Origin of the sequence: Prevotella sp. CAG:255 (genome assembly GCF_000431195.1) — a bacterium.
Taxonomy (GTDB): domain Bacteria; phylum Bacteroidota; class Bacteroidia; order Bacteroidales; family Bacteroidaceae; genus Prevotella; species Prevotella rara.
The window spans coordinates 40,204-64,736 of record NZ_HF986862.1 but is presented as its reverse complement, the minus strand read 5'-3'; the positions used below and the strand labels follow the sequence as shown (position 1 = coordinate 64,736).

The 24,533-nt window shown below is 46.9% G+C and carries 15 protein-coding genes and 2 pseudogenes; 11 read left to right on the top strand and 6 right to left on the bottom strand.

What is annotated here, in order from left to right; genetic code table 11:
• The first annotated feature begins 41 nt into the window (after nt 1-41).
• The 9 genes from QVO66_RS13030 (at nt 42) to QVO66_RS12990 (ending at nt 16,652) form a co-directional block, all read left to right on the top strand.
• On the top strand, nt 42-1,184 hold the full coding sequence (locus QVO66_RS13030; protein WP_021855941.1) for a hypothetical protein: 1,143 nt from the start codon (nt 42-44) through the stop codon (nt 1,182-1,184).
• A 764-nt stretch (nt 1,185-1,948) separates the two neighbouring features.
• Nucleotides 1,949-3,412 (top strand): Fe-S cluster assembly protein SufB, encoded by a 1,464-nt coding sequence (sufB, locus tag QVO66_RS13025; protein ID WP_021855940.1) that lies wholly within the window; start codon nt 1,949-1,951, stop codon nt 3,410-3,412.
• A 78-nt stretch (nt 3,413-3,490) separates the two neighbouring features.
• Nucleotides 3,491-4,231 carry a hypothetical protein gene (locus QVO66_RS13020; protein ID WP_288172899.1) on the top strand — a complete coding sequence of 247 codons (741 nt, stop codon included), beginning with the start codon at nt 3,491-3,493 and terminating at the stop codon, nt 4,229-4,231.
• Between the two features lie 53 nt (nt 4,232-4,284).
• The gene (gene sufC, locus QVO66_RS13015) at nt 4,285-5,034 is read left to right on the top strand and encodes a Fe-S cluster assembly ATPase SufC (protein WP_021855938.1); all 750 of its coding nucleotides are present in this window, start codon (nt 4,285-4,287) and stop codon (nt 5,032-5,034) included.
• A 129-nt stretch (nt 5,035-5,163) separates the two neighbouring features.
• Nucleotides 5,164-6,510: a Fe-S cluster assembly protein SufD gene (sufD, locus tag QVO66_RS13010; protein ID WP_021855937.1), complete on the top strand. Its 1,347-nt coding sequence runs from the start codon at nt 5,164-5,166 to the stop codon at nt 6,508-6,510.
• A gap of 317 nt (nt 6,511-6,827) precedes the next feature.
• A complete protein-coding gene (locus QVO66_RS13005; RefSeq protein WP_021855936.1) occupies nt 6,828-8,042 on the top strand; it encodes an aminotransferase class V-fold PLP-dependent enzyme in 1,215 nt (404 codons plus the stop codon).
• Nucleotides 8,043-9,934: 1,892 nt separating this feature from the next.
• Entirely contained in the window at nt 9,935-13,126 is a 3,192-nt protein-coding gene (locus QVO66_RS13000; protein WP_021855935.1) for a SusC/RagA family TonB-linked outer membrane protein, read from the top strand.
• Nucleotides 13,127-13,152: 26 nt separating this feature from the next.
• Nucleotides 13,153-14,742 carry a RagB/SusD family nutrient uptake outer membrane protein gene (locus QVO66_RS12995; RefSeq protein WP_021855934.1) on the top strand — a complete coding sequence of 530 codons (1,590 nt, stop codon included), beginning with the start codon at nt 13,153-13,155 and terminating at the stop codon, nt 14,740-14,742.
• 35 nt (nt 14,743-14,777) lie between these two features.
• Nucleotides 14,778-16,652, top strand: a complete 1,875-nt coding sequence (locus QVO66_RS12990; protein ID WP_021855933.1) for a hypothetical protein — start codon at nt 14,778-14,780, stop codon at nt 16,650-16,652.
• A 569-nt stretch (nt 16,653-17,221) separates the two neighbouring features.
• On the opposite strand, the gene QVO66_RS12985 is transcribed toward QVO66_RS12990, so the two are convergent.
• Complete coding sequence (locus QVO66_RS12985) at nt 17,222-18,145, bottom strand: tyrosine-type recombinase/integrase (RefSeq protein WP_021855932.1); 924 nt, start codon at nt 18,143-18,145, stop codon at nt 17,222-17,224.
• A gap of 55 nt (nt 18,146-18,200) precedes the next feature.
• Between QVO66_RS12985 and QVO66_RS12980 the strand changes: the two genes are divergently transcribed.
• Nucleotides 18,201-18,374, top strand: coding sequence for a hypothetical protein (locus QVO66_RS12980; RefSeq protein WP_021855931.1), 174 nt, complete (start codon nt 18,201-18,203; stop codon nt 18,372-18,374).
• Between the two features lie 72 nt (nt 18,375-18,446).
• Here the strand turns inward: QVO66_RS12980 and QVO66_RS13740 are convergent.
• The 3 genes and pseudogenes from QVO66_RS13740 to QVO66_RS12970 all read right to left on the bottom strand — a co-directional run.
• Nucleotides 18,447-18,968 (bottom strand): annotated as a pseudogene (locus QVO66_RS13740) (WYL domain-containing protein); the annotation flags it as partial.
• 267 nt (nt 18,969-19,235) lie between these two features.
• Nucleotides 19,236-19,364 (bottom strand): annotated as a pseudogene (locus tag QVO66_RS13735) (helix-turn-helix domain-containing protein); the annotation flags it as partial.
• A 182-nt stretch (nt 19,365-19,546) separates the two neighbouring features.
• Complete coding sequence (locus QVO66_RS12970; protein ID WP_021855929.1) at nt 19,547-20,122, bottom strand: ribonuclease HII; 576 nt, start codon at nt 20,120-20,122, stop codon at nt 19,547-19,549.
• 252 nt (nt 20,123-20,374) lie between these two features.
• Here QVO66_RS12970 and QVO66_RS12965 point away from each other — a divergent pair, with 252 nt between their 5' ends.
• Nucleotides 20,375-20,662 (top strand): hypothetical protein, encoded by a 288-nt coding sequence (locus QVO66_RS12965; protein WP_021855928.1) that lies wholly within the window; start codon nt 20,375-20,377, stop codon nt 20,660-20,662.
• A gap of 785 nt (nt 20,663-21,447) precedes the next feature.
• Here QVO66_RS12965 and QVO66_RS12960 read toward each other — a convergent pair.
• Nucleotides 21,448-23,292, bottom strand: coding sequence for an Omp28-related outer membrane protein (locus tag QVO66_RS12960; RefSeq protein WP_021855927.1), 1,845 nt, complete (start codon nt 23,290-23,292; stop codon nt 21,448-21,450).
• Between the two features lie 120 nt (nt 23,293-23,412).
• Nucleotides 23,413-24,533 (bottom strand): T9SS type A sorting domain-containing protein (locus QVO66_RS12955; RefSeq protein ID WP_288172896.1); only part of this gene is annotated, 1,121 nt, incomplete at its 5' end.

Sequence of the window (24,533 nt, the reverse complement as noted above, 5' to 3'; positions counted from 1 at the left end):
TCTGTCTTATTCATAAATGTAGATGTTATAATTTGTATGCTATGAGAAAGATATTATTATTGGCTGCCGTAATGATTTCGCTCTGTCTGCCGGCACAGAATATTACAAGGCTGGTTGACGTAAAAAGAGTTTCTGAATCCTTCAGGACATTGCCCATATGCAGCCCTCGTACAGATATGATGAGTGTCAAGGCTCAGGTAGACAAGCCGGCAAAGGCGCCTGCAGGAGATGTTGAGACTTTTTATCTTGAATATTACGACAGAGTTTACGGCTTTGAGAATTTATGCGTGAGGTCGCACGTGAAGTCTGACTTCATATTTGGCAACGACGGCAAGGTGTATATCCCCAACATGTTTTTCAAGTCTCAGCTTCCGGGATATATCGAGGGTACGCTTTCAGGCAACACAATAACAGTAAGCGGGGCGCACAATGCAGGCACAGTAGGCGAGAACACCTATTATGTGTCACAGGTTGACCCTGAGACAGGAAGTCCTAAAAATGAGGCTTTCACGCTGACAAAAGATCCTGCCACCGGCATTTGGAAAACAGACGGGAACACGCTGCTGGGACTTTATGTAGATGAACTTATCCCTGAAAATCTTTATTCTTATTGCGCCATGCTTAATTATCTTCCTGCCGGCGCGTTTCCTGCCTCAGTGCAGTGCAGGCTGACAGCGGTGGATAATTATGACAGAAACATAAGCAAGACGCTCGAGGTGATAAAGGTAGAGGACGGCTATTATATAAAGGGCCTTATGAGAGGATATGACGACTCGTGGGTGGTTGGCCTGTATGGTGAGAACGGAGATATAAAAATTCCTTCATATCAGGTGCTTGGCGATGACGTGGCTGCTGTATTTGTAGACGAGTTGAACTACAACCAGCCCGAAGGCCTGTTCGTATATGACGCTGAGGCTGACACTCATTCATTGCAGGATAATATATCTTTGATGGATATGTATTCAGACAACGGTACGGACTTTTATGCAACGCAGGTATATGCAAGGATGACCATAAGCGGACTATCTGCAGACATATCAGACGTAAAGGCAGACAGAAAGATTGTTGGTACGGAATATTTCGACCTGTCTGGGCGTCGGCTCAGCGATGCTTACAAAGGGCTTATAATAAGGGTGACGAGATATGCCGACGGCACCAGCAGTGCTGAGAAAATTATGAAATGAGCTTGTTTTTCATTTTCAGGGTCTTGATTGATTATAATTTCTAATATTTTCATGGTTTTGTTTATTGAAAATAAATCATGAAAAAGTTATTGTGAAAGAAATTACAAGCTGTGATGCTGACGGATGTAGGGTGTCGGTATCTGTAAAGGAACCTGGCATCGTGAAACTTTCTGATGGACGTACAATAAAAAATAATGAAATGAAGTAATTGTTCTTCATTTTGAGGGTTCTTAGTTTATAGGATGCGGTTAGGCAATAAATGTGATTTATTCGCTTAACCGCAATTTCTATTTACGCTTCCTTCTGAATTACCGGGCCACTTTTGCATCAAAAGTGGCCCGTTTACGATATCATACTTATGCTTTTGCTGCCTGAAATTGCTGCTTTTGGATATAAAAATCAGTCAATTCTGGCTTTTTAAATGTCTTAGATGTGAACACGTGTTAATAAACTTGCACTGTTGATACGGACAAATTAACATCCGTTATATATTGTTTTCCTGGATTGAAAAAATATTTTGTCATGACTTTTTACTGCATATTTCACGATTCACAATCCATAATTAGCTAAGCGCTGAACAGCGTTTCATAATAGCCCTGCGCTGAACTTAATTTCGCAAATCATAATTGGCTTGCGCCGAACTTTGTTTTTCCGTTCTTAATTCTCAATTCTCCATTAATAATGTGCTTGCCGTATTATATTTTTTCGTAACTTTGCAGACCACAGCAGATTTTTATTTTTCTGCAAAATTACGACAAATAGAGATGGATAATAAAGAAATAAATAAAAACAACGAGTTCGTAAGACAGGTGGCTGAGCAGAAATATGAGTTCGGCTTCACCACCGACGTGCATACGGACATAATCGACGTGGGCCTTAACGAGGACGTGGTGCGCCTGATTTCGCAGAAGAAGGGCGAGCCCGACTGGATGCTCGACTTCCGCCTGAAGGCCTACAACTACTGGAAGACGCTGGAGCAGCCTACCTGGGGACACGTGAACGTGCCCGAGATAGACTATCAGGCTATATCATATTATGCCGACCCGCTGGCAAAGAAGAAGGACGAGGGCAAGAAGGAGATTGACCCCGAGCTGATGAAGACTTTCGACAAGCTGGGCATTCCGCTCGAAGAGCGCCTTATCCTTAGCGGCCAGACGGCCGTAGACGCCATTATGGACTCGGTGTCGGTGAAGACTACTTATAAGGAGAAGCTGGCCGAGAAGGGCATCATATTCTGCTCTATCGGTGAGGCCATAAAGGAACATCCTGACTTGGTAAGAGAGTATCTCGGCACGGTTGTGCCTTACCGCGACAACTTCTTCGCAGCCTTGAACAGCGCCGTGTTCAGCGACGGCTCGTTCGTCTACATACCAAAAGGCGTGCGCAGCCCCATGGAGCTTAGCTCGTATTTCCGCATCAACGCAAGAAACACGGGCCAGTTTGAGCGCACGCTGATCATTGCCGAGGACGACAGCTATGTGTCTTATCTCGAAGGCTGTACGGCTCCGATGCGCGACGAAAATCAGCTTCATGCTGCCATCGTCGAGATTATCGTCAAGGACAACGCCGAAGTGAAATATTCTACGGTGCAGAACTGGTATCCGGGCGACGAGAACGGCAAGGGCGGAGTGTTCAACCTCGTTACAAAGCGTGGCGACCTGCGTGGAGTTAACTCAAAACTGTCGTGGACTCAGGTTGAGACGGGCTCGGCCATCACGTGGAAATATCCTTCGTGCATCCTGCGCGGCGACAACTCTGTGGCTGAGTTCTACAGCGTAGCCGTTACCAACAATTATCAGGAGGCCGACACGGGTACGAAGATGATTCATTTGGGAAAGAACACCAAGAGCACTATAATAAGCAAGGGCATCAGCGCCGGACACAGCCAGAACTCTTACCGCGGACTGGTGCGCGTGTCGCCTAATGCCGACAATGCCCGCAACTATTCGTCGTGCGACTCGCTGCTGCTGGGCAGCGACTGCGGCGCCCACACGTTCCCGTATATGGACATACACAACGACTCGGCGATAGTGGAGCATGAGGCTACGACGAGCAAGATAAGCGAAGACCAGCTGTTCTACTGCAATCAGCGAGGCATACCTACGGAGCAGGCCGTGGGCCTTATCGTCAACGGATATGCCAAGGAGGTTTTGAACAAGCTGCCTATGGAGTTTGCCGTTGAGGCTCAGAAGCTGCTCAGCGTGTCGTTGGAAGGCACTGTGGGATAGTTCTTCAAATTAAAAATTGGCGGGGTAGTGCCGTAGGGGTTTATCGGTTTATTAACGATATATATATAAAATGTTGTTATGATGAATACAAGACCTTTGATTGTTTTAGTCTTGCTGCTTTGTTTGTCAAGACTTGTGGCAAACGCTCAGGACGATGACTCGCGGCGATGGGCAATAGATTTCAGACTCAGTCCTGTAAAGCCGATTGTAACGCTCAACGAAACTCCTGACAAGTATTACGACCCGATAAAGACTGGAGGCGGTCCTAACTTCTCGGCTCACATAGAGTATTTCATTCCGCAGACAGGCTTCTCTGTTGTCGGCGGCTATGACCACGAAGTGATGGATTTCTACTCAGGCGACGTGTCGGCCGATCTGTCGCAGATTATGCTTGGCGGACGCTGGTATTTCCTGTCAAAGTCATGCGCGCTGCAGCCTTATCTCGGCGTAAGCACCTTCTGGAACGTTGCCGGGCGCAAGGATGCAGGCACAATGAGCATGTCGGGAATGTATGGCAGCTATGAGCGCAAATACAGCGTGAGCAGCCCCGTGCTGAGTGTGGCGCCGGTGGTGGGTCTCGACATATATCTGTTTTCGTGTGTGGCTCTTGAAGTTGACTACGGCTTCCGCATGGCTGTCGACGGACACACATCGTCGCAGACGACATTCGGAAAGGACACAACACCCTATGCAATGCGCTCGCCGATGCACCGCCACGCGCTGTCAGTGGGACTGAAAGTTACGTTCCCGTTCAAGTTTACAAACAGTGATGTCACCGGACTGCTGGACTCTCTGCTGACATATCTATATCTGAAATAAACAATCACGGCAGGCGCAAGCCGTAAGGCCGGAATAAATTATAAGCAAGAATTATGTTAGAAATAAAAGACTTACACGCCAAGATTGGCGACAAGGAAATATTGAAGGGCATCAACCTCACCATAAAGGACGGTGAGACACATGCCATAATGGGACCTAACGGTTCGGGCAAGAGTACATTGAGCGCCGTGCTGGTCGGTAATCCTCTTTATGAGGTTACGTCAGGCTCGATAACCTTCAACGGCAAGGACCTGCTCGAGATGAAGCCTGAGGACAGGGCACACGAAGGACTCTTCCTTTCGTTCCAGTATCCAGTGGAGATTCCGGGCGTGTCGATGACAAACTTCATGCGTGCCGCCATAAACGAGAAGCGCAAGTATGAGGGCAAGGAGCCGCTCAACGCAGCCGACTTCCTGAAGCTGATGCGTGAGAAGAGAAAGATTGTTGAGCTTGACAGCAAGCTGTCTAACCGCTCTGTGAACGAAGGTTTCAGCGGCGGCGAGAAGAAGCGTAACGAGATTTTCCAGATGGCAATGCTCGAGCCGAAGCTCAGTATCCTGGACGAGACTGACTCTGGCCTCGACGTTGACGCGCTGCGCATTGTTGCCGAAGGCGTTAACAAGCTGCGCACACCGGAGTCGAGCTGCATCGTCATCACTCACTATGAGCGCCTGCTCGACATCATCAAGCCCGACATCGTTCACGTGCTCTACAAGGGACGCATCGTAAAGACCGCCGGTCCGGAACTGTCGAAGGAAATCGAGGCACGCGGATACGACTGGATTAAAGAAGAGGTGGACTGAACTTAATTTATAATTCACAATTCACAATTCATAATTCATAATTGGATTGCGCTGAACTTCGTTTCATAATTCACAATTCTTAATTCGTAATTGGCTAACGCCGAACTTCGTTTCATAATTAATATACGGATGGATAGCGAAAAACAATATATAGACCTTTACAACCAGTGCCGCGATATGATATGCGCGCACAGCTCAGCGCCGCTCAACGCTGTGCGCGATGCTGCGTTCGACGACTTCAAGCGGATGGGATTCCCGACAAAGAAGGTCGAGAGATATAAATACACCGACATTCCGTCGCTATTTGAGCCCGACTACGGCCTTAACCTCAATCGCCTTAACATACCGGTTGACCCGTATGAGGCATTCAGATGCGACGTGCCTAACCTCAGTACATCGCTCTATTTCATAGTGAACGACGGCTTCTATGGCAAGTCTACGCCTAAGGGGCAGCCGCTTCCCGAAGGAGTGATTGTCGACTCGCTGGGCAAGGTGGCTGCCGAAAGGCCAGAACTGATAGAGAAATATTATGCCAAGTTGGCAAAGACTTCTGAAGACGGCATAACGGCTCTCAACACAATGCTGGCACAGGACGGACTTTTGGTTTATGTGCCCAAGGGCGTTGTGGTAAGCAAGGCCGTGCAGGTAATCAACATCCTGCGCTCTGACGTCGACCTGATGGTTAATCGCCGTGTGCTGATAATAGTGGAGGAGGGGGCTGAAATCAAGCTGCTCTTCTGCGACCATGCCGCCGACGACCGCCGTTTCCTCACCACACAGGTTATCGAGGCTTATGTCGGCGACAATGCCGGACTTGACCTCTACTGCCTTGAGGAGACTCACGCAAAGAACGTTCGCGTGAGCAACCTGTTCATTGAGCAGCAGCGCAGCAGCAGAGTCAACCATAACATAATAACGCTGCACAACGGCATAACACGCAACCGCACCGACCTTGTGTTTGCAGGTGAGGGTGCCGAGTGTAACCTCAGCGGATGTGTTATAGCTGACAAGAAACAGCATGTTGACAACAATACGCTGATAGATCATCGCGTAGCTCACTGTACGAGCAACGAACTGTATAAATACGTTCTCGACGAGAGCGCCACGGGAGCCTTTGCCGGCCGAGTGCTGGTGCGTCATGGCGCACAGAAGACCGACTCGGTGATGCGTAACCAGAACCTCTGCTCAACCAAGGAGGCGCGTATGTACACGCAGCCGATGCTGGAGATATATGCCGACGACGTTAAGTGTGCCCACGGCAGCACCGTGGGTCAGCTCAACGATGCGGCCCTGTTCTACATGCGTCAGCGCGGCATCAGCCTTAAGGAGGCCAAGCTCCTGCTTGAGTTTGCCTTCGTCAACGAGGTCGTAGACGGCATAAAGCTCGAGCCGCTCCGCGACCGCCTGCATTATCTCGTAGAGAAACGCTTCCGCGGCGAACTCAACAAGTGCGAGGGATGCAAGCTGTGCAGATAAAATTCGGTAGTTAGAAGTAGTTAAAGGAGTTAGAGTAGTTAAAGTCATTACCTTTGTTGATGTCGTCATTCTTTATGTAACAATGTTGACTGGAATTTGGCTTTGGCTGCTCTAATTCTGAAAATAAGCTCGGATACTTGCATGTTTTCATCTCTTGCAATATAAAGTTTCAAGGCTTGTTCGCTTTAACTGCTCTGACTTCTCTAATTTACTGAATATTCTCGTTAGTCTTTGGCCACGTTACTTTGTATAAAATTATTTAGGCTATTGACTTTAACTACTCTAACTCCTTTAACTACTTTAACTCCTAAAAAAGTATGTTCGACGTAACCAAAATAAGAGAAGACTTCCCGATACTCAGCCGTAAGGTTTACGACCGTCCGCTGGTATATCTTGACAACGGTGCAACAACGCAGAAGCCGCTGTGCGTGCTCGATGCCATGCGCGAAGAGTATCTCAATGTCAATGCAAACGTACACCGCGGCGTGCATTATCTTTCGCAGCAGGCAACCGACCTGCACGAACAGGCACGCGAAAAGGTGCGCAAGTTTATCAATGCAGGTTCGGTTAACGAAATAATCTTCACGCGCGGAACCACCGAGAGCCTTAACCTTGTGGTTTCGTCGTTCTGCGACGGGTTTATGAGCGAGGGCGACGAGGTTATCGTGTCCGTCATGGAGCATCATTCCAACATCGTGCCGTGGCAGCTTCAGGCAGCGCGCAAAGGCATATCGCTGCGCGTGATACCAATGAACGACAAAGGCGAACTGCTGCTCGACGAATACGAAAAGCTGTTTACTGAGCGTACTAAGATAGTCAGCGTTACGCATGTAAGCAATGTCCTAGGAACGGTAAACCCTGTTAAGGAGATTGTGCGCATAGCCCACGAGCACGGCGTTCCCGTCATGGTCGACGGTGCACAGAGCACTCCTCACTTTGCCGTTGACGTGCAGGACATTGACTGCGACTTCTTTGCCTTCAGCGGACATAAGATGTATGGTCCTACAGGCGTAGGCGTGCTATACGGAAAGGAATACTGGCTCGACCGCATGCCGCCGTATCAGGGCGGAGGCGAGATGATAGAGAGCGTAAGCTTTGAGAAGACCGTGTTTGAGCATCTCCCGTTTAAGTTTGAGGCCGGCACGCCCGACTATGTTGCCACTCACGGCCTTGCCACCGCCATCGACTATATCAGTTCGATAGGCATCGACAACATCTCGCGCCATGAGCAGGAACTCACAAGATATTGCATGGAGCGGATGCAGGAGATAGACGGCATCAGACTCTTCGGCACGGCCAATGATAAAGACGCCGTGGTTTCGTTCCTCGTAGGCGACATCCACCATCTCGACATGGGCACGCTGCTCGACCGTCTCGGCATAGCCGTTCGCACCGGTCACCACTGCGCCCAGCCCCTCATGATACGTCTCGGCATACAGGGCACGGTGAGAGCCTCGTTTGCCATGTATAACACAAAGCAGGAGATAGACGTTCTTGTTGAAGGCATAAAGCGCGTAAGCAAGATGTTCTGACTTTAGTATTTACTTTTTATATAATAGAAAAATCCTGGAAGTGTAGAGTTTTATTCTTCCAGGATTTTTGTTTGTTTCATGCTTCAAGGGCTATTTCCTCTTCCCCCAATCGGTTGTTATTAGATAAAGATATGTGTGGCCTAATGGCCGATATGGGTTTAATATATTGATATGACCTTTAATCTTTGCCGCCTTTTAACCTGTTGTGAAGGACGTCGTGCAGGTCGACAGATGGTAGGCTCGTTCAAAAAATACCGTCAACTTTTTTCAGTAGATGTTGTGCATTTAGGCAACCAAAATCAGGGGTCTGAGCTTATAATTGTCAGCTAAAGGCAGTAGTGAGTTTAACAGAAGTCAGCTTTAATCAGGGAAAAGGCTCTTTGAGGTCAACCCAAATTAGGAAAGGACATATAGCTACAGGATAAAAAAGTTTTCGATAGAAACTCGTCACTCGTCACATCGACGGGTAAAATGCTGACTGTCAGTTGAATATGGTGTGACGAGTTGTGTCCCTTGACTCGTCACACTTGCGTTGATTAACAGTGCCGTGACGAGTTGAGGTTTTAACTCGTCACATCGTAACGGCTTGTTTGTCAATGAATTATGGCCGATTGTGACGAGTGACGAGTTTCTGCGAAAATTTATTATAAGTAAGATCCCGATTACGTAAAAACTTGCTTACGGCCCTGCGAAACATGGTCTTTTGGCGTGCAATATGTATGCTTTTGCACGATGAAACATGGCTTTTTGTATCTAACAGAGGCTTCTGTCTGTATGGAGCTTGCTTGCTGTTTAAATAAGCATATTGATTTTAAACGGTCAGGATGTTATGTCGTCTTGCATTTTGTGTCTATATAAAAGTCTTGTGGAAACGTTGTGTCATGTGGCGTTGCAAAGGCTTGTTAAGCCTTATTTTATCGGTAGTCGCAGTTTTGTGGTAAGTAATGTCAAATCTGTTTTGCATAATTTATGGCAGAAAACTTTATGATTATAAGTCATGATTTTGCTTGTCCGGAGCTGCATATTGAAATAAATCCATATCTCATCGCGTCAAAAAGTTATTGATAATGTAATCTGTCTTTGCTGTTTTTATGTGCTATGAAACTAAAATTTCTGTATAGGAATGTGGCATGAAATGTGGCTGCCGAGTGTTTGAGGCAGTGCTAAAATACTATAATTTTAAACTTTATATAATACTTTTTGTTGACATTCTGCTCTGTGTTTGCGTTTACATTATGCCATATTGAATCGTTTTTGCTTACATTTTGTCAGTGCTTTATTTATATTTATGCAGAAAATATTGCATATTTATCCAATATTGTTATAATTAAGTTAATTACACCTTATTATATATACAATGAACCATAATTACTGCCTGCATTATTTTATGTATTGAAATAGTTTTGAGTCATAATGTCTGCCGGGCGATATTAAATATCAGTAAATAAGCAATTTACATGCATTTTGTGCATAATATCTTAAATATTTGCATGTCAACATAGACGAAACAGATATTAAGCATTATTTAAAGTGTAAAATTTTAACTCAAAAAATGTGCGAATAAACATAATGCAAGAATATAATTAATTATTTATGCATATAGATTTAAAATTCTTTATATGTGTATTCAGGTGTAAATTGCCTTTATTTTGATGCATTCTAAAAGTCAAGAAGTGGTGTATATACACTTTATATACAAATCAAAATGAAAGTAAAATAACACTCAAAGTTTCATTTTACATGAATTTTTATGTGATTCTGTCAGATTTATGTTAAAAACCCGGCTTAAACCCACTTTTTTTTCTTTCATTTTTTGGACTTTATGAAATAATCTTTATTTTTGCATATTGTAACAAAAGTATAATTTATTTATTTAATTAGAGAGAGTATTTATGGAAAAAAGACTAACTATGATTTTGGCCTGCCTGTTCCTGTCACTGGGAATGGCACTGGCACAAACAGCAGTTACGGGAACCGTGGTGTCTCAGGAGGACGGTCAGCCGATTATCGGTGCTACTGTCCGCGTTGTGGGCGCCAGCGCCGGTGCCGTGACAGACGCTGACGGTAAGTTCTCTATCAGCATGCCCGCAGGGCACAACAAGCTGAAAGTAACCTATGTCGGCATGGTTGATCAAGACGTAACGGTAAAGGGCAACAGCGTACGCGTTGTGCTCGTTCCGGATCAGACCAACCTTGACGAAGTGATGGTCGTTGCTTACGGTACGGCTAAGAAATCAGCCTTCACCGGTTCTGCAGCGGTTGTAAAGTCGGATGACATCGCGAAGATTTCAAGCTCTAACGCAATGTCTGCACTTAGCGGTAAAGTATCTGGTGTGCAGATCAACTCTGCTACAGGTGCTCCTGGTCAGGAGAGCTTCAGCATCCGCATCCGCGGTATCAGCTCTATCAACGCCGGTAACGACCCGCTGATCATAGTAGACGGTGCTCCTTACAACGGAGACATCAACAACCTTAACCAGAACGATATCGCTTCAATGACCGTCCTGAAGGATGCTGCCTCTGCAGCTCTTTACGGTGCGCGTGGTGCCAACGGTGTTGTCATCATCACAACAAAGAACGGCCGCGAGGGTACTTCTTCAATCACTGTTGACGCTAAGTGGGGTGCTAACACACGTGGCGTAGAGTTCTACAATACAGTAGAAAGTCCTGCCGGATATTATGAGGCATACTATCAGTCATTGAAGAACTATCGTACAAGTCTCGGCGACGACGCTGCAACAGCTCACAGATGGGCTCTGAACAATATGTTCTCTGGCGGTTACGACCTTGGCTATAACGTTTACACTGTTCCTGAAGGACAGGACTTCATCGGCCCGAACGGAAAACTGAATCCTAACGCAACACTCGGCCGCGTTGTTAACGTTAATGGCACAGAATACCTGCTCTATCCTGATTCATGGCGCGACGCTGCTTATCAGACAGGTGTACGTCAGGAGTATAACGTTACTGCTACAGGAAGCAACGACAAAGGTTCTTTCTATGGTTCTGCTGGTTATCTGAAGAACGAAGGTATCAGTATCGGTTCTGACTATGAACGTTTCACAGGCCGTCTGAAGGCTGACTACCAGCTCAGATCTTGGTTGAAACTTTCTGGTAACTTCAACTATGCTCACTATAAGGCTAACTCTTTGGCTGACGACGGTGCGAGCACTGTAGGAAACATCTTCGTTGTCAAGAACATGGCTCCTATCTATCCTCTGTACATCCGCGACGCAGCAGGCAACATTCTGCAGGATTCTAAGACAGGTCTCGCTATGTACGACTGGGGTGATGGTACTGTAACAGGTCTTACACGTCCTACAATGACAGGTTCTAACCCTATCTTCGCTAATAATTTTGACAAGAACCAGAACGAGGGTAACAGCCTCGACGCTACAGGTACAGCTGAAATCCGTTTCCTCGAGGACTTCAAGTTCACATCAGCTAACACTGTGATGCTCGATGAAACAAGATTTACAAGTACTATGAACCCGTTCTATGGTCAGTTTGCTGCCAACAACGGTTCTATTCAGAAAACACACGTACGTACATGGGCTTACAACTACCAGCAACTCTTGAACTGGCATCACCTGTTCGACAAGCACGACGTAGAGGTTATGCTCGGTCATGAGTACTACCGTACACGTTATTATTATCTGACAGCATCTAAGAACAATGTGTTCTCTGTATTCAACGATGAGTTGGCTGGTGCTGTTAACACAGGTTCTATGAACTCTTACACAACAGACTACAACGTTGAGGGTTGGTTCGGCCGCGTTCAGTACAACTATGACAACAAGTACTTCGGATCACTTTCTTATCGTCGTGATGCTTCTTCACGCTTCCACCCGGATCACCGCTGGGGTAACTTCTGGTCATTAGGTGGTGCATGGATCATCAGCAAGGAAAAATGGTTCAACGCTCCTTGGGTTGACGAGTTGAAGTTCAAGGCTTCTTATGGTGAGCAGGGTAACGACAACATCGGCAGCTACCTCTACACAGATACATACAGCATTGTTCCTTCTGGCGATGGCGCTGGCGTGAAACCTTCTTCAACTAAGGGTAACGAAACTATTACTTGGGAAAAGAACGGTAACTTCAATACAGGTTTCGAATTCTCATTCTTCCGCGGACGTCTTGCCGGTAGCATCGAGTACTTCTATCGTCGTACAAGCGATATGTTGGCATTCTTCGCACTTCCTGCTTCTTCAGGCTGGAGCGGATACTATGACAACGTAGGTAACATGCAGAACATGGGTGCTGAAGTAGAACTCGACGGAACTCTGATCCGTACAAAGGACTTCGAGTGGGGACTCAACCTTAACTTCACTGCTTACAAGAACGAAATCACATCTATCGCTGATAAGAACAAGACTCAGACTGTTGAGGGTTCTGAAGGTTATGCAAGCGGTAGCTACTTCTATGGTGAAGGCGAGTCACTCTATACATTCTACATGCCTAAATATGCAGGTGTTGACGAGAACGGTAAGTCTATGTTCTATAAAGACAAGCTGGATGAAAACGGAAACATAATTGGCCGTGAGACAACAACAACTCCGGGTGAAGCTACATACTATCTCTGTGGTACAGCTCTTCCATGGGCATACGGAGGTTTCGGAACACGCTTCTCTTACAAAGGCTTCGACCTTGCTGTTGACTTCAACTATCAGCTTGGCGGTCAGATTTACGATTCAGACTATGCCGGCATGATGGGTATCACCAGCAGCGGTAGAGGTAGCGCTATCCACGCTGACTTGCTGAACTCTTGGACAGAAGAGAATCCTAATACAAACATACCTAAGCTGATTATCGACGATACAAGTACAACAACCACTTCAGATCGCTTCCTGATCGGTGCTTCTTACCTGAGCCTGCAGAACCTCAACTTTGGTTATACATTCCCGACAAAGATGACAAGCAAGGTAGGTATCGGCAAGCTTCGTGTTTACCTTACAGCTACAAACTTGTGGTTGTGGTCTAAGCGTCAGGGACTTGACCCACGCCAGAGCATTACTGGTGGTGCTTCTTCTGCATATTACTCTGCAATGCGCACAATTTCAGGTGGTATTTCTGTAACATTCTAAAAACATTAAAAAACAAATTGAACATTATGAAAAGATTCATGACAATATGCCTTGGTGCAGCTTTAACTCTGATGACTTCAATGTCATTCACAAGCTGTATCGACGAGGTTGAGCCCACAGACGGAGCGTCTGACGGTCAGGTTACGGGCTCTGAATCAGCTGTGGCGTCATTGGTTAGCGGTCTTAACTCATACGCTACAAATATTTGGAATACAACTCAATTCCCCGCAAGTTTCGGCTATCCTGCATTGATGATAATCCGTGACATTCAGTCAGGTGAACTTGCTTATGGTGATAATGCCAACGGATGTCTGTTCCTTAACTGGCTTGGTGATACCTATGTGTCACGTGAGTATATGGTAAACCAGTTCTTGTGGTATTATCAGACACAGTATGCTAGCGCTGCTACTAACGCTATTGAAAAGATTGATACTCTTGCCAGCGATGCCAACAAGGGTTACTATGCTGCAGCTCTGGCTTATCGTGCAATGCTTTATATAGATATGGCACGCGAGTATGAGTGGTTGCCCAACGACATCACTCAGGGTGTCAGCCCCGAAGGAAATGACATCACGGGTCTTACTGTGCCTATCGTTAAGGAAGGCATGACAGAGGAGCAGTGGCAGAACAATCCTCGTGCAAATAAAGCAGATATGGCTGCCTTCATCCTTGGCGACCTTCAGAAGGCTGCAAGCATGATAGGCTATCTTGACGACGCAAGCAAGACAATGCCTCATCTCGACTGTATCTATGGTTTGATGGCACGTTGCTATATGTGGCTTGAGGATTATCCTAACGCTGAGAAGTATGCACGTCTGGCTATCGACAACTCAACATCTGCACCTGTAACACAGGCACAGGCTCTTAACACAACATCTGGTTTCAACGACCTGAGCCAGTGGATGTGGGGTACACAGTACTACACAGGTTACGTTAACAACCTTTACTGCTGGACAGCAAACATGTGTAACGAAATCAGATATGGTTACACTGGTACACAGCTCGGTTGCTATGTTCAGATTGACGCTAACATGTATAACCGTATCAGCGACGGCGACTGGCGTAAACTCCTGTGGAAGGCTCCAGAAGGAACATCTCTCGAAGGCAAGAACCAGTTTATCAGCGCTGAGGTTGGAGCTCAGCTTCCTGGATATGCTTCATTGAAGTTCCGTCCGGGCGGTGGTAGCATCAATGACTACACTGTAGGTAACGTTGTAGGTGTTCCGTTCATGCGTATTGAGGAAATGTACTTCATCGAGGCTGAAGCTGCTGCACACAGCGACCAGGCTAGAGGCAAGGAGCTTCTTGAGTCATTCATGAAGCGTCACCGCAACCCGAACTACACATGCCGCGCTGCTGATGTTATCGACGAAATCGTATTCCAGAAGGCTGTTGAACTTTGGGGTGAAGGTCAGTATTTCTATGATGTTAAGCGTCTGAACAAGACTGTTACAAAGGACTACACCGGAACCAACCATACAGCACCTTATCTGTGGAACACAACAACTCGTCCTTCATGGATGAACTGGCAGATAAGTCGTTTGGAGGAAATGAACAACAGCGGAGTAACTGGATACAACAACCCGACACTCGCAGATAAGCCTTATGCTAAATAAATTAATAAATAAGTAATAATAAAACAGAAAATATCATGAACAAGATATTCAAACATTCCATGATGCTCCTCTTTTCGGCACTGGCACTCGTGCTGGGCTCATGTACCGAAGAGTTTGAGTACACAGGAGCAACGATCGAAGGAGAGCAGGTGTATTTCAGCAATGCGCTTTCTTCAACCGTGAACCTCGATCCTAATGCCAGTGAGGTGAAAATACCGGTAAACCGCATCCAGCGTACCGGTGAGCTCACTGTAAACTTCAATGTAACTACATCTGAAAACTGTGCAGTTAGTGTTCCTTCTTCTGTAACTTTTGCTGACGGCGACTCTGTAGCATATCTGACTGTTACTTACGATCCTCAGACAATACAGATGGGTCACTTTGATGATGTTACTGTAGCCATTGCAGATGCTAACTATACAACTCCTTACGGAAGTTCATCTTATACATTCTCTATCGGACTGTCTGAGTGGACATCAGTCGGTACAGGTCTTTATCGCGATGCAATCTACCCTGGCTTCTATGGTGCAGAGCAGCTGACTTACAACGTAGAGATTCAGGAGAACATCCTGAAACCGGGTTACTATCGTATCGTAACTCCTTACGGACCTGGCACAACATTCTATAACACTTATGTTGCTACAGGTATGATGGCATGGGCTAACAAGGAGAACACAAGCGTAGTTATCAATGCAACAGATCCTAACTTCGTTTATGTAACAGGCGACTTCTATCCTGGTACAGACGACGGTATGGCTTCTCAGGGATATGGTGTAATGCACGTATTCAGTATCGTTGACGAGGCTATCAAGCAGGGCAACAGCCTTGAGGATATCAAAGCAAGCGAGCCGGGTCTCTTCGGAACTCTGAAAGACGGTATGATCACTCTGCCTACACAGAGCATTTATGTAAACTTCGACGATTCATTCACTCCGCTTGGCTATCTTGACACAACAGGTTGGGCAATTGCTCTGCCGGGCAGCGAGTTTACTGACTACTCTTCTTCGTTCACATACACAGGCCGCTTCACTGACGTTGCAGGCAACAACTACGCTGAGGGTACTATCACTCTTGGTGAGGATGTAGCTAACGCAAAATATGTATTGGCTGCTGACGGTGACGATATCAATGCTATTGTTGAAGCTATCGCTGACGGTTCTATCGAGGCAAACGGTATCACTGAAAGCGGTGATGTAAGCATCCAGATAGCAGAAGGTGGTAAGTATACAATGGTTATCGTTACATTCGATGCTGAAGGCAACATGAGAAGCAACTCTGCTACTACATTCACATTCAGCACTGGTGGCGGTTCAGGTACAGCTAACTGGCAGCCTGTAACATCTGGTACATACGACCAGAACTACTTCCCGAACTTCATCACTGACGAGGGCGGTCAGCCGGTAGGTAACCCGTTCGGTGACGGAACATATTCAACAACTCTCTATGTTGACGGCAACGACCAGACTCACTACAAACTTGAGCCTTGGCTGACACAGGAAGGTAGCCTTGAATTCACTCTCGACGATAGAGGTATCATCTCATTCGATGTCATCGATACAGGCGTAGACTCTCAGACAGGTTACGGTAATGTGCTTGTTGTAAACGCTAACGACATGTTCGCTGATAATCCTAACTATCCGTTCAGCTTCTATGCTGAGGAAGGTATCTTCGCATTCGGTATGATGTATTATGTTAACATGAACGGCCAGCAAGGCTGGATGGGTGGTGCAACAGAAACATTCACTCCGTCACAGAGCGGTGCTCCTTCAATGGTTAAGATGCCGGCTGCTAAGAAAGGTGTTAAGAGTTATAAGGCTGTCAAGGGTGTTAAGAAAGTGCTCAATGCTAAAGTTGACAGAAGCTATGACTCTAAGTTCTTCAGCAACAGAGGACTGACTATCAAGAAATAATGTGATGAATGCTGTGAGTCAAGTTCTTCACTGTAAGACTTGACAATACTACAGACATCATTAAATAACAAGAAAGGCCTTGCCTGACCAATGTGTCGAGGCAGGGCCTCTTGTTTTTTGATATAATTATAATAATACAAGTATTGTCATTCGGGATAAAATGTTCTCAGATGAGCGAGAAATATAGTGCTATAAATGTTAAGAATTTGTCTGTTTTTAGTATTTGTATCTCATCAGATATGTGCTTTTTCGCCTCTTGATTCGCCCTTTCAGATGGGACAGACGACAGTCTCTCCTCATAAAAACTTATTTATGAGAAGGAAAAAATATTTTTGCTGACGCATGTTAAATATAAGAATTTACTATTATATTTAATTTAACACATATTAGATTTGGCTTAATGTTAGCGGCCGTGATAATCAGTCTACCAAGGCAAATTATGAAATCAATAAATTTAGGGGTTTAATAATATTCTAGTAATCCTTTGGGATTCAGACTGTACGCTTGACATACTAATCAGTTCTGTACGTTGGGTCTGTTGGCATCGGTCTTTGCTGATGCGTCAAGAATTATCTTACAGACTTTAGCATCTTGTCAATGCATTTGCGCTTTTGGCCCATGTCCGGGTGGACATACAGATTAAGCGTCGTGCTTACGCTAGAGTGTCCGAGAATTGAACTTACAGTCTTGTAGTCGCAGTTGCTCTCTATACATCGTGTAGCAAAGGTATGTCTCAGACCGTGGAACTTCATTGCGGGCAAGTTCAGCTTGCTCATGAAGCGTTTATAGTAGTGACGGTAAATTCGTGGCTCAAGCGGCTTTTCGGTGTTAGTTAATACGAAGTATGTGCTGTTGACAAGACCAATAATCGGCTTCAGCAGCCGTAGTAAATCGCCGCTTATGGGTATGTCGCGTATTGAGCTGGCTGACTTTGGCGTGCTTATAATGAGCTTTGTGTATTTATGTCCGTCTTCTATGACATAAACCCGCTCAATGGTGCGGCGTATGCAGATGGTCTGAGTCTTTACGGATATGTCGCTCCATTTAAGCGCGCAGATTTCTCCGATGCGCAGTCCGGTGCAAAGACAGATATACAGACCAAGGTTCTTGAACGAGAAATGTGATTTCAGAAATGTCATAAGCTTTCGCTGTTCGTTAATAGTAAGAACCTGAAACTCGTGTCTCTCTGCTGTTGTCGGGAACTTGATGTCCCATTCGCAATGTTCGAGCCATCCTTGCCGTGTCCCATAGGCCACAATCATCTTCAGCACGAGCAGTATGTCTCTTACTGTGCGCTGGCTTAAGCCTGCCTTCAGTTTGTCAAGAACAAACTGCTGAACGTTGCTCTCTTTTACCGAGTGCATGTCGCCAAGCACCGGCAAAATGTGCTTCTCGGCATTGGTTACATAAGTGGCAAACGTCGATTCCTTGACGAGCCTTACTTTCATCTCACGCCATGCGAGATAGACTTCTTTGATAGTTTTTCTTTCCATAATTTATACATTTTAATTGTTTGTCGCTATAAAAGTAATAAATTATGATATTTAGATGGCAGAAATAGCAAAAAAGGATGAATTTCAAATAATGCATTATATACCTACTTCATCTTATGTGCATCACGCTGATGTGTTCCGCCGTCCCTCAGCTTTCATCCGTCATGAAGTATGGCTACTGAAAGCTGACGTATGCAAGAAACTTAATGATTTTAAAGTTGCTGTCTGAAACAGTTGGTGATAAACAGCGGACGGGGCAGGGCGCCTATATGTAAATTGACTCGCATTGATGCAGCCTGGCTTATTGCTCCTTATGGGTGTATGACGAAGCCATGGCTGCCACTTTCTGCTGCAGATATGATATGAAACCTTCATCGCCAAGCACCTCAATGTCGTCGAACAGGCCAAGCACAAAGCGTCCTATGCCTGCATAGCTGCACACCGGCAAATCAAGCCTGTGGCGTCCGTCGCTGCACGTGGTCATGTTGGCCTCTGCCGCGGGATATTCTTCGCGGAACACGTTGTAAGACAACTGGCCCAGCAGCATGCTTACGGGCACCATCTTTTCACCGCTGAACATAAATACGTCGGTGTACATCTGCTGATGGCGGTCTTTGTATGCCCACTCCGTATCGAGCAGCTCCACCTCCTGCATGCGGCTCACTTTGAAGGTCTTGTTAAGCTTCGACGACGGCTCATAGCAGCGCACCTCATTATTGTTGTTCATCAGCAGGAACGGCTCAACGAGCCTGTCTTTTGTGGTGCGGCTGTGAGGCGATGCATAGCCATGTATCACCACCTGACGCTGCAGCTTTATGGCATCATACAATACGCCGATGTTGTACACCTTCTGCTCTCGCAGCTCGTCGTTGTTTATGATGTCGAAGTCGTAGAAGCGCTCAAGCTTCTTCCTGAGGTTGTCTGCCAGCACGTCGCCTTGTCCGGCCTTGTCCAGCAGGCGCCTTATCATCACCGCCTCCTCTTCCGTTATGGATATCCGTTCTATCAGGCGGTTGAAGAAAGGCGAATTGCGGTCGATACTGTAGCAGTTGCCGTGCTTGTATACCTTAAATCCGCTGTCGCGGAAAAACTCAAGATAGTAATACAGGTTGCGGCGCGATATGCCGAGCTTCTCGCACAGCCGCTCAATGGTGTATGTGCGGTTTTCGGTGAGCAGCTGCAGCAGATACAGTTCGCGTTCGAGTTTGTCGTGTCGCATAGATTCTTTATTAACGTGATAATTTGCGGCATAAGCGTTGTTGCCTGCCGGTGCGTGTCTTTGGCCCTTACATACGTCATAAGCCGTCAGAACGTGCATAAATGGCTTTTGCCGCTTTCATCTTGTGCCATTGTCTGCTTTGTCCTGCGCTTCAGATGCTGATGGTCTACTCAGACGTTTGGCTAAAGCAGTCTGAACGTCTTGCGGTGATATGGCGTAATGCCGTGCTCGGCAATGGCCTGGCGGTGCTTCTTCGTGGGATAACCTTTGTTTGATATCCAGTCATACTGCGGATATTCCTCAGCCAGGCGGTCCATGTAGTCGTCACGGTAAGTCTTTGCCAGGATGCTTGCCGCCGCTATCGACATAAACTTGCCGTCGCCCTTTACCACCGTGGTGTAGGGTATGAAGTTGTAAGGCTTAAAGCGGTTGCCGTCTACGATGATGGCCTCCGGGCGCACCTTCAGTCCGTCAAGCGCCCTGTGCATGGCCAGGATGCTGGCATTAAGTATGTTAATCTTGTCTATCTCCTCAGGTGTAACCACGCCCACGGCCCATGCCACGGCGTCGCGCTCTATTATCCTGCGCAGCTCGTAGCGCCTGTGCGGCGTAAGCTGCTTCGAGTCGTTAAGGTCGTCGTTCCTGTAGTCTTCGGGCAGAATAACGGCCGCCGCATACACACTTCCGGCCAGGCATCCGCGCCCGGCCTCGTCGCATCCGGCCTCAATCAATCCTTTGTTCAGCGAACTTTTAAGCATATTTATTTTCAGTTTATTGTTATAAGCCATGTTCCGCAGCCATGTGGCTAGGCCGTCATGTGCAGTTGGCAGACAGCCATGTGCCGTTCATTAGGTGCAGATTTTACGCTTATTTAACAGATAACGGCCCGAGTTTGAACTTATTGTGCACAAACAAGCATTTATTTTGCACACGGAAAGCCACACCAAAGCGTGGCACATATATATAAACAATATTTACAACGAAACAAAAAACACTTAAAACATACGATTATGGAAAAGCAGATAACACTGGAACAAGCCGGCACTGCATGCGGCAAGATTAATTCAATGATAAAAAAGGCAACCAGTATGCTTAACGCTCCGCTCCGTCTTCTTGGCAGATATTATTCATATGTGATAGAGCGCGATCTGGACATGCGCCAGACAAAGGCCATAACCGAAGCCCAAATGGCATTCTTTGCCACCATACTTCCGGTTGAGATGCCCATACTGCTGCATCTGGCAGCCTGCATATGGTTTATCATATCGCTGAAGAAATGCCGCTCTTTGCTGAAGTGATGCAGCCTGAGTGTATGTCGGCAGCAGCATCATGAAAGGGGTTGCATTGCTGAATTAAAGCCGTTCTGTAGCTCGTCAGCGCTGTTGCTGCCGTATAGATGTCTTGTTGCCGACAAACAAACCACTGGTTTAGACATAAAAACTCGGCCACTTTTGATGCAAAAGTGGCCGAGTTACGACCCGAAAACAATAGGTTAATGATTTGAAACCAATACGTTGTGTTTTGCTTTCGGTTTATGTTTTAATCGCTGTTCAGATGATTGTTTGTTAATTAAAAAGACATGTTTCCCTTTCGAATTTTCGGCCGTTTGAAGCTATGTTTCTTTTGCGGTGCATATACCGTGTGAGAAATTCTTGCAATAAACTTGTTTCTGCCTGCGTCATAGATGTTCAATGATGCTTTCATGCAACATTGCCCACTGGCTGTATTATGGCTTGCATTATCGGCATTGTAAAATAGTGAAAAAGAAATGCCGCCCTGCGCTGTCGAACCGGCATCGGTCCGGCTTGTTGCGCATGGCGGCATATATGTTTGATGTGTGTGGTTTGTAGTGTTAAGTTGGCGACCGCGATAATCGCATCTGCAAAGTGTGCCATTTATCTTGTTGTTTAACATGCTCACGCACCATACTGGCGACATTCCTCTGTAGATGCATCTGGCACGCCAACTATTACATCAGGATAGTTGCATGATGTCCGACATAGAGATGCTGCCTGCTGCGGGATTATATCCGCTGTGGCGAGACTGCTTGTCTTCGTTGATTTTGTTATTCGTCATAACATAATCAGTCGGCCATAAGCTTCATCACCTTCTGTCCGTTGCCGCATATGATTGTGGCAATGTAATATCCGCGGTCGAGGAAACCGAGGTCGGCAGTGTCGTCTGCTGTGGCAGAGTAGACCTGACGGCCCGACATGTCACATACGGTGAGGCGGCTGAATCCGTCTTTTACCATGAGTGTGCTGCCGTCCCATGACACGTGCATGGGCTTAGCAACGGCGTTTTCTATTCCTGCAACGCCCTCATAAGGCACCTTTGCCTCTTCTGCGTTGAGCACGCGGCAGTTGTTCTTGTCTTCAGCATCATAGTTGGCCACAAACGCCACCACACTTAATCTGGCCGCATCCCATCCGGTCTGCACCGGAACGGTATAGTCGGCTGTATAGCTTTTTATGTCAATAGGCTCTCCCCATGTCGGCGTTACGCTCTGTCTTGCCATGTGGCGATGGTAATATCCGCCGGATGCACCGCTTTGGTTGGTAGAGTAGACGCTGTCTTCAGAAACAAAGACAAACAGGCGTGGCGATTCTACGTCAGTGTCTATAAGCTGCTCACCCTCAACATGTATGAGTATGTTGCCGTTTTCGTCGGTTTTCACCGTAGGTTCCACTGATACGAATGCCGGTGCGCAGCTCTGTTCGGCATAGAGAGTCTTTAGCTTTGATGCACCAACGCTCACCACAGGCACTCCGTCAGAATAAATGTCGGGATAATTGTCCGACATCTCCGTGCGGTCGAGCATCACTGCAGGAGCGTAGAGTCTGCCTTCTTTGTAGAACCACTCATACTCCTTGCTTGCTGCTATGGTATAGTTGTCCTCGTAGAAACCGGCATGATGGCCTAGCTCTATGATTCTTTCGCATGTGTCGGCAACGGCAGAAATCTGCTTGTGAACGGTAGGACAGTTGGTGCAGCGTTCCGTAGAGAACACCTCGAGCAGCACCTTGCGCTGCGGCATTACGGAGCGGCAGAGCACCTGTTTCGTGCGCGATGTGTTGTCAGACGGGTCGAAGTCGGTCTCGCCGTTTACAGCCGATATTTCTACGCTTACCTGTGGCTCGCCTTCAGACAGGATGCGCAGTCCGTTCATCTCGAAGGTGCCTGTGCCGCGCGGCTTCACTTCCGTCACGCTTACCGTCTCTGTGGCCAGGCTGTCGCCAACGTGATAGGTGAACGTGAGGCTCTCAACCGGCACGGAACCAAGATTGATAAAGTCGCCCGAGAAGGCCAGCGGCTCGCCCAGCCGGGCGTATCCCGGCATGACAATGTTGCCTAGACTGACGTTGCAGCGCGGCAGATTGTCGCTCTCTACTGTGGCATAAAACGCTGCGCTGAATCCCTCTACGCTCGGCTTCCATTCAGAGCCGTCGGTGCAGATATATTCTTCGCCGTCCACAAGGCTCTGGGCATACGGAATGTTCAGTATGCCTTCTACGAGATAAGACATATAAAACGCCTTGCCGTCTATCCTGAACGGCTTGTCAAGGCGCACCTCGTTCCATCCGTATTTTTCAAGGGTGGCCGTCTGCTCATAAAGTGCCTCGCCACCGTCAAGGCTGCTCCTGATGGCGAAGTGTACGGTAGAAGGCTCCATGATGCTTGACCAAATGTGGAACGATACGATGTCCGTGCCGCTATATGCCTGCATAAGCGTTTCGGGAAAGAATACCGCCGAGCCGCCAGCCGGAGATTCTTTGGTGGCGGGGTAGAAAGACACGGCGTTGCCCTCGCAGTAGCCCAGCTTCATGCTGTCGGCATATATCGTTTGTGTAGCAGCCAGCATCAGTGCCAGCGTTAAGATAATCTTGCTGACGTAGCGCGTTGCTGACGATAAAATATAATTATGCATAAATGTTCATTGTGAATTAACTTGCAGACAAAACTGAAAATGTGACAGGACGCACTGCCTGTCACATTATGTCAAAATGATTTTCAGCCGACATTATATCAGCCTGATGTTGGTGCTGTTTTAGCGTAACACCTTGAATGTCTTAGAACCGCCGTTGTAAGAAACCTTTACAACATAAGTGCCTGAAGGCAGAGATGACAGGTTGAATGCTTCTCCCTGGCCGCCTTTCATTACGAGGTTGCCGCCAACGCCATATATTTCAGCGCTGTTGTATTCGCCGTTTACGTACAGTGTTCCGCCCTTGCGGTAGTCGATGCTTACATCGCTCTTTACAGCCTCAGGCTTAGATATGCCGGTAGCACCTTTTGAAACGATCATAGCGGGGCAGTTTACAACACCGAAACCAAGGTCTATTGTCTCGCCGCCGGCAAGAACCTTTCCGTCAGTGCTGCAGTCGAGAAGTGAATACATACCGCCTGCCGGAACTGCTTGTGCCTCGCCGTTCTCGTCATAGGCAACAGACGGACCGAATTTATATCCGCCTCCTGCGCAAGTAACCAGCTGGTCGAAATATACGATGCTGCCGTCGGCCTTTACGCTGAAATATTTATAAGTGTCATTTTCATCAAGGAAGTAGCCGTACATGTTTCCTTCTGCGTCGATGCTGCAAAGTATTCCTCCGTTGAATGTATTTGTTTCAGGGTCGTCGCAGCTGAACACGTTGTATAGCTTGCCGTCTTTGATGTATGCAGGATTCTGTCCGCCGTTTTCAGCAGTATTGACACCTACAACGGTGTTGCCGTCTTCACTGATGCCGTACACATAGAAGGTGTTTATTCCGAGGTCGTCATAAACCTTCTTTATTTCGTTGTTCTCCCATACGACAGGCAGCAAATAGACTTTCTCAATGCCGAAGTCTTCGTCAATCTCTCCTGTTGATACATAAACCTGTCCGGCCATATATTTTCCGTCAGATGAAACGGCGCGTACGCAGTTGAGTGTGCGCGTTGCGCTGAACTCGTTCGACTGGTCAGAAGAATAATTCTCAGGTACAGGCAATAGTTTCCATCCTCCGTCAGGCGTAAATGTTGCAGGCCATTGTCTTACATAAGTCTCACCTGTCAGCAGCGAGTCAACGCTACCTGCCATAAGTCCGTCGTTGGTTACGTCGTTAAGAGTTGAATATCCTCTGGAATAATCCCAGGCCATATTGATGACGTCTGGTGCGTCGGCATTCCAGT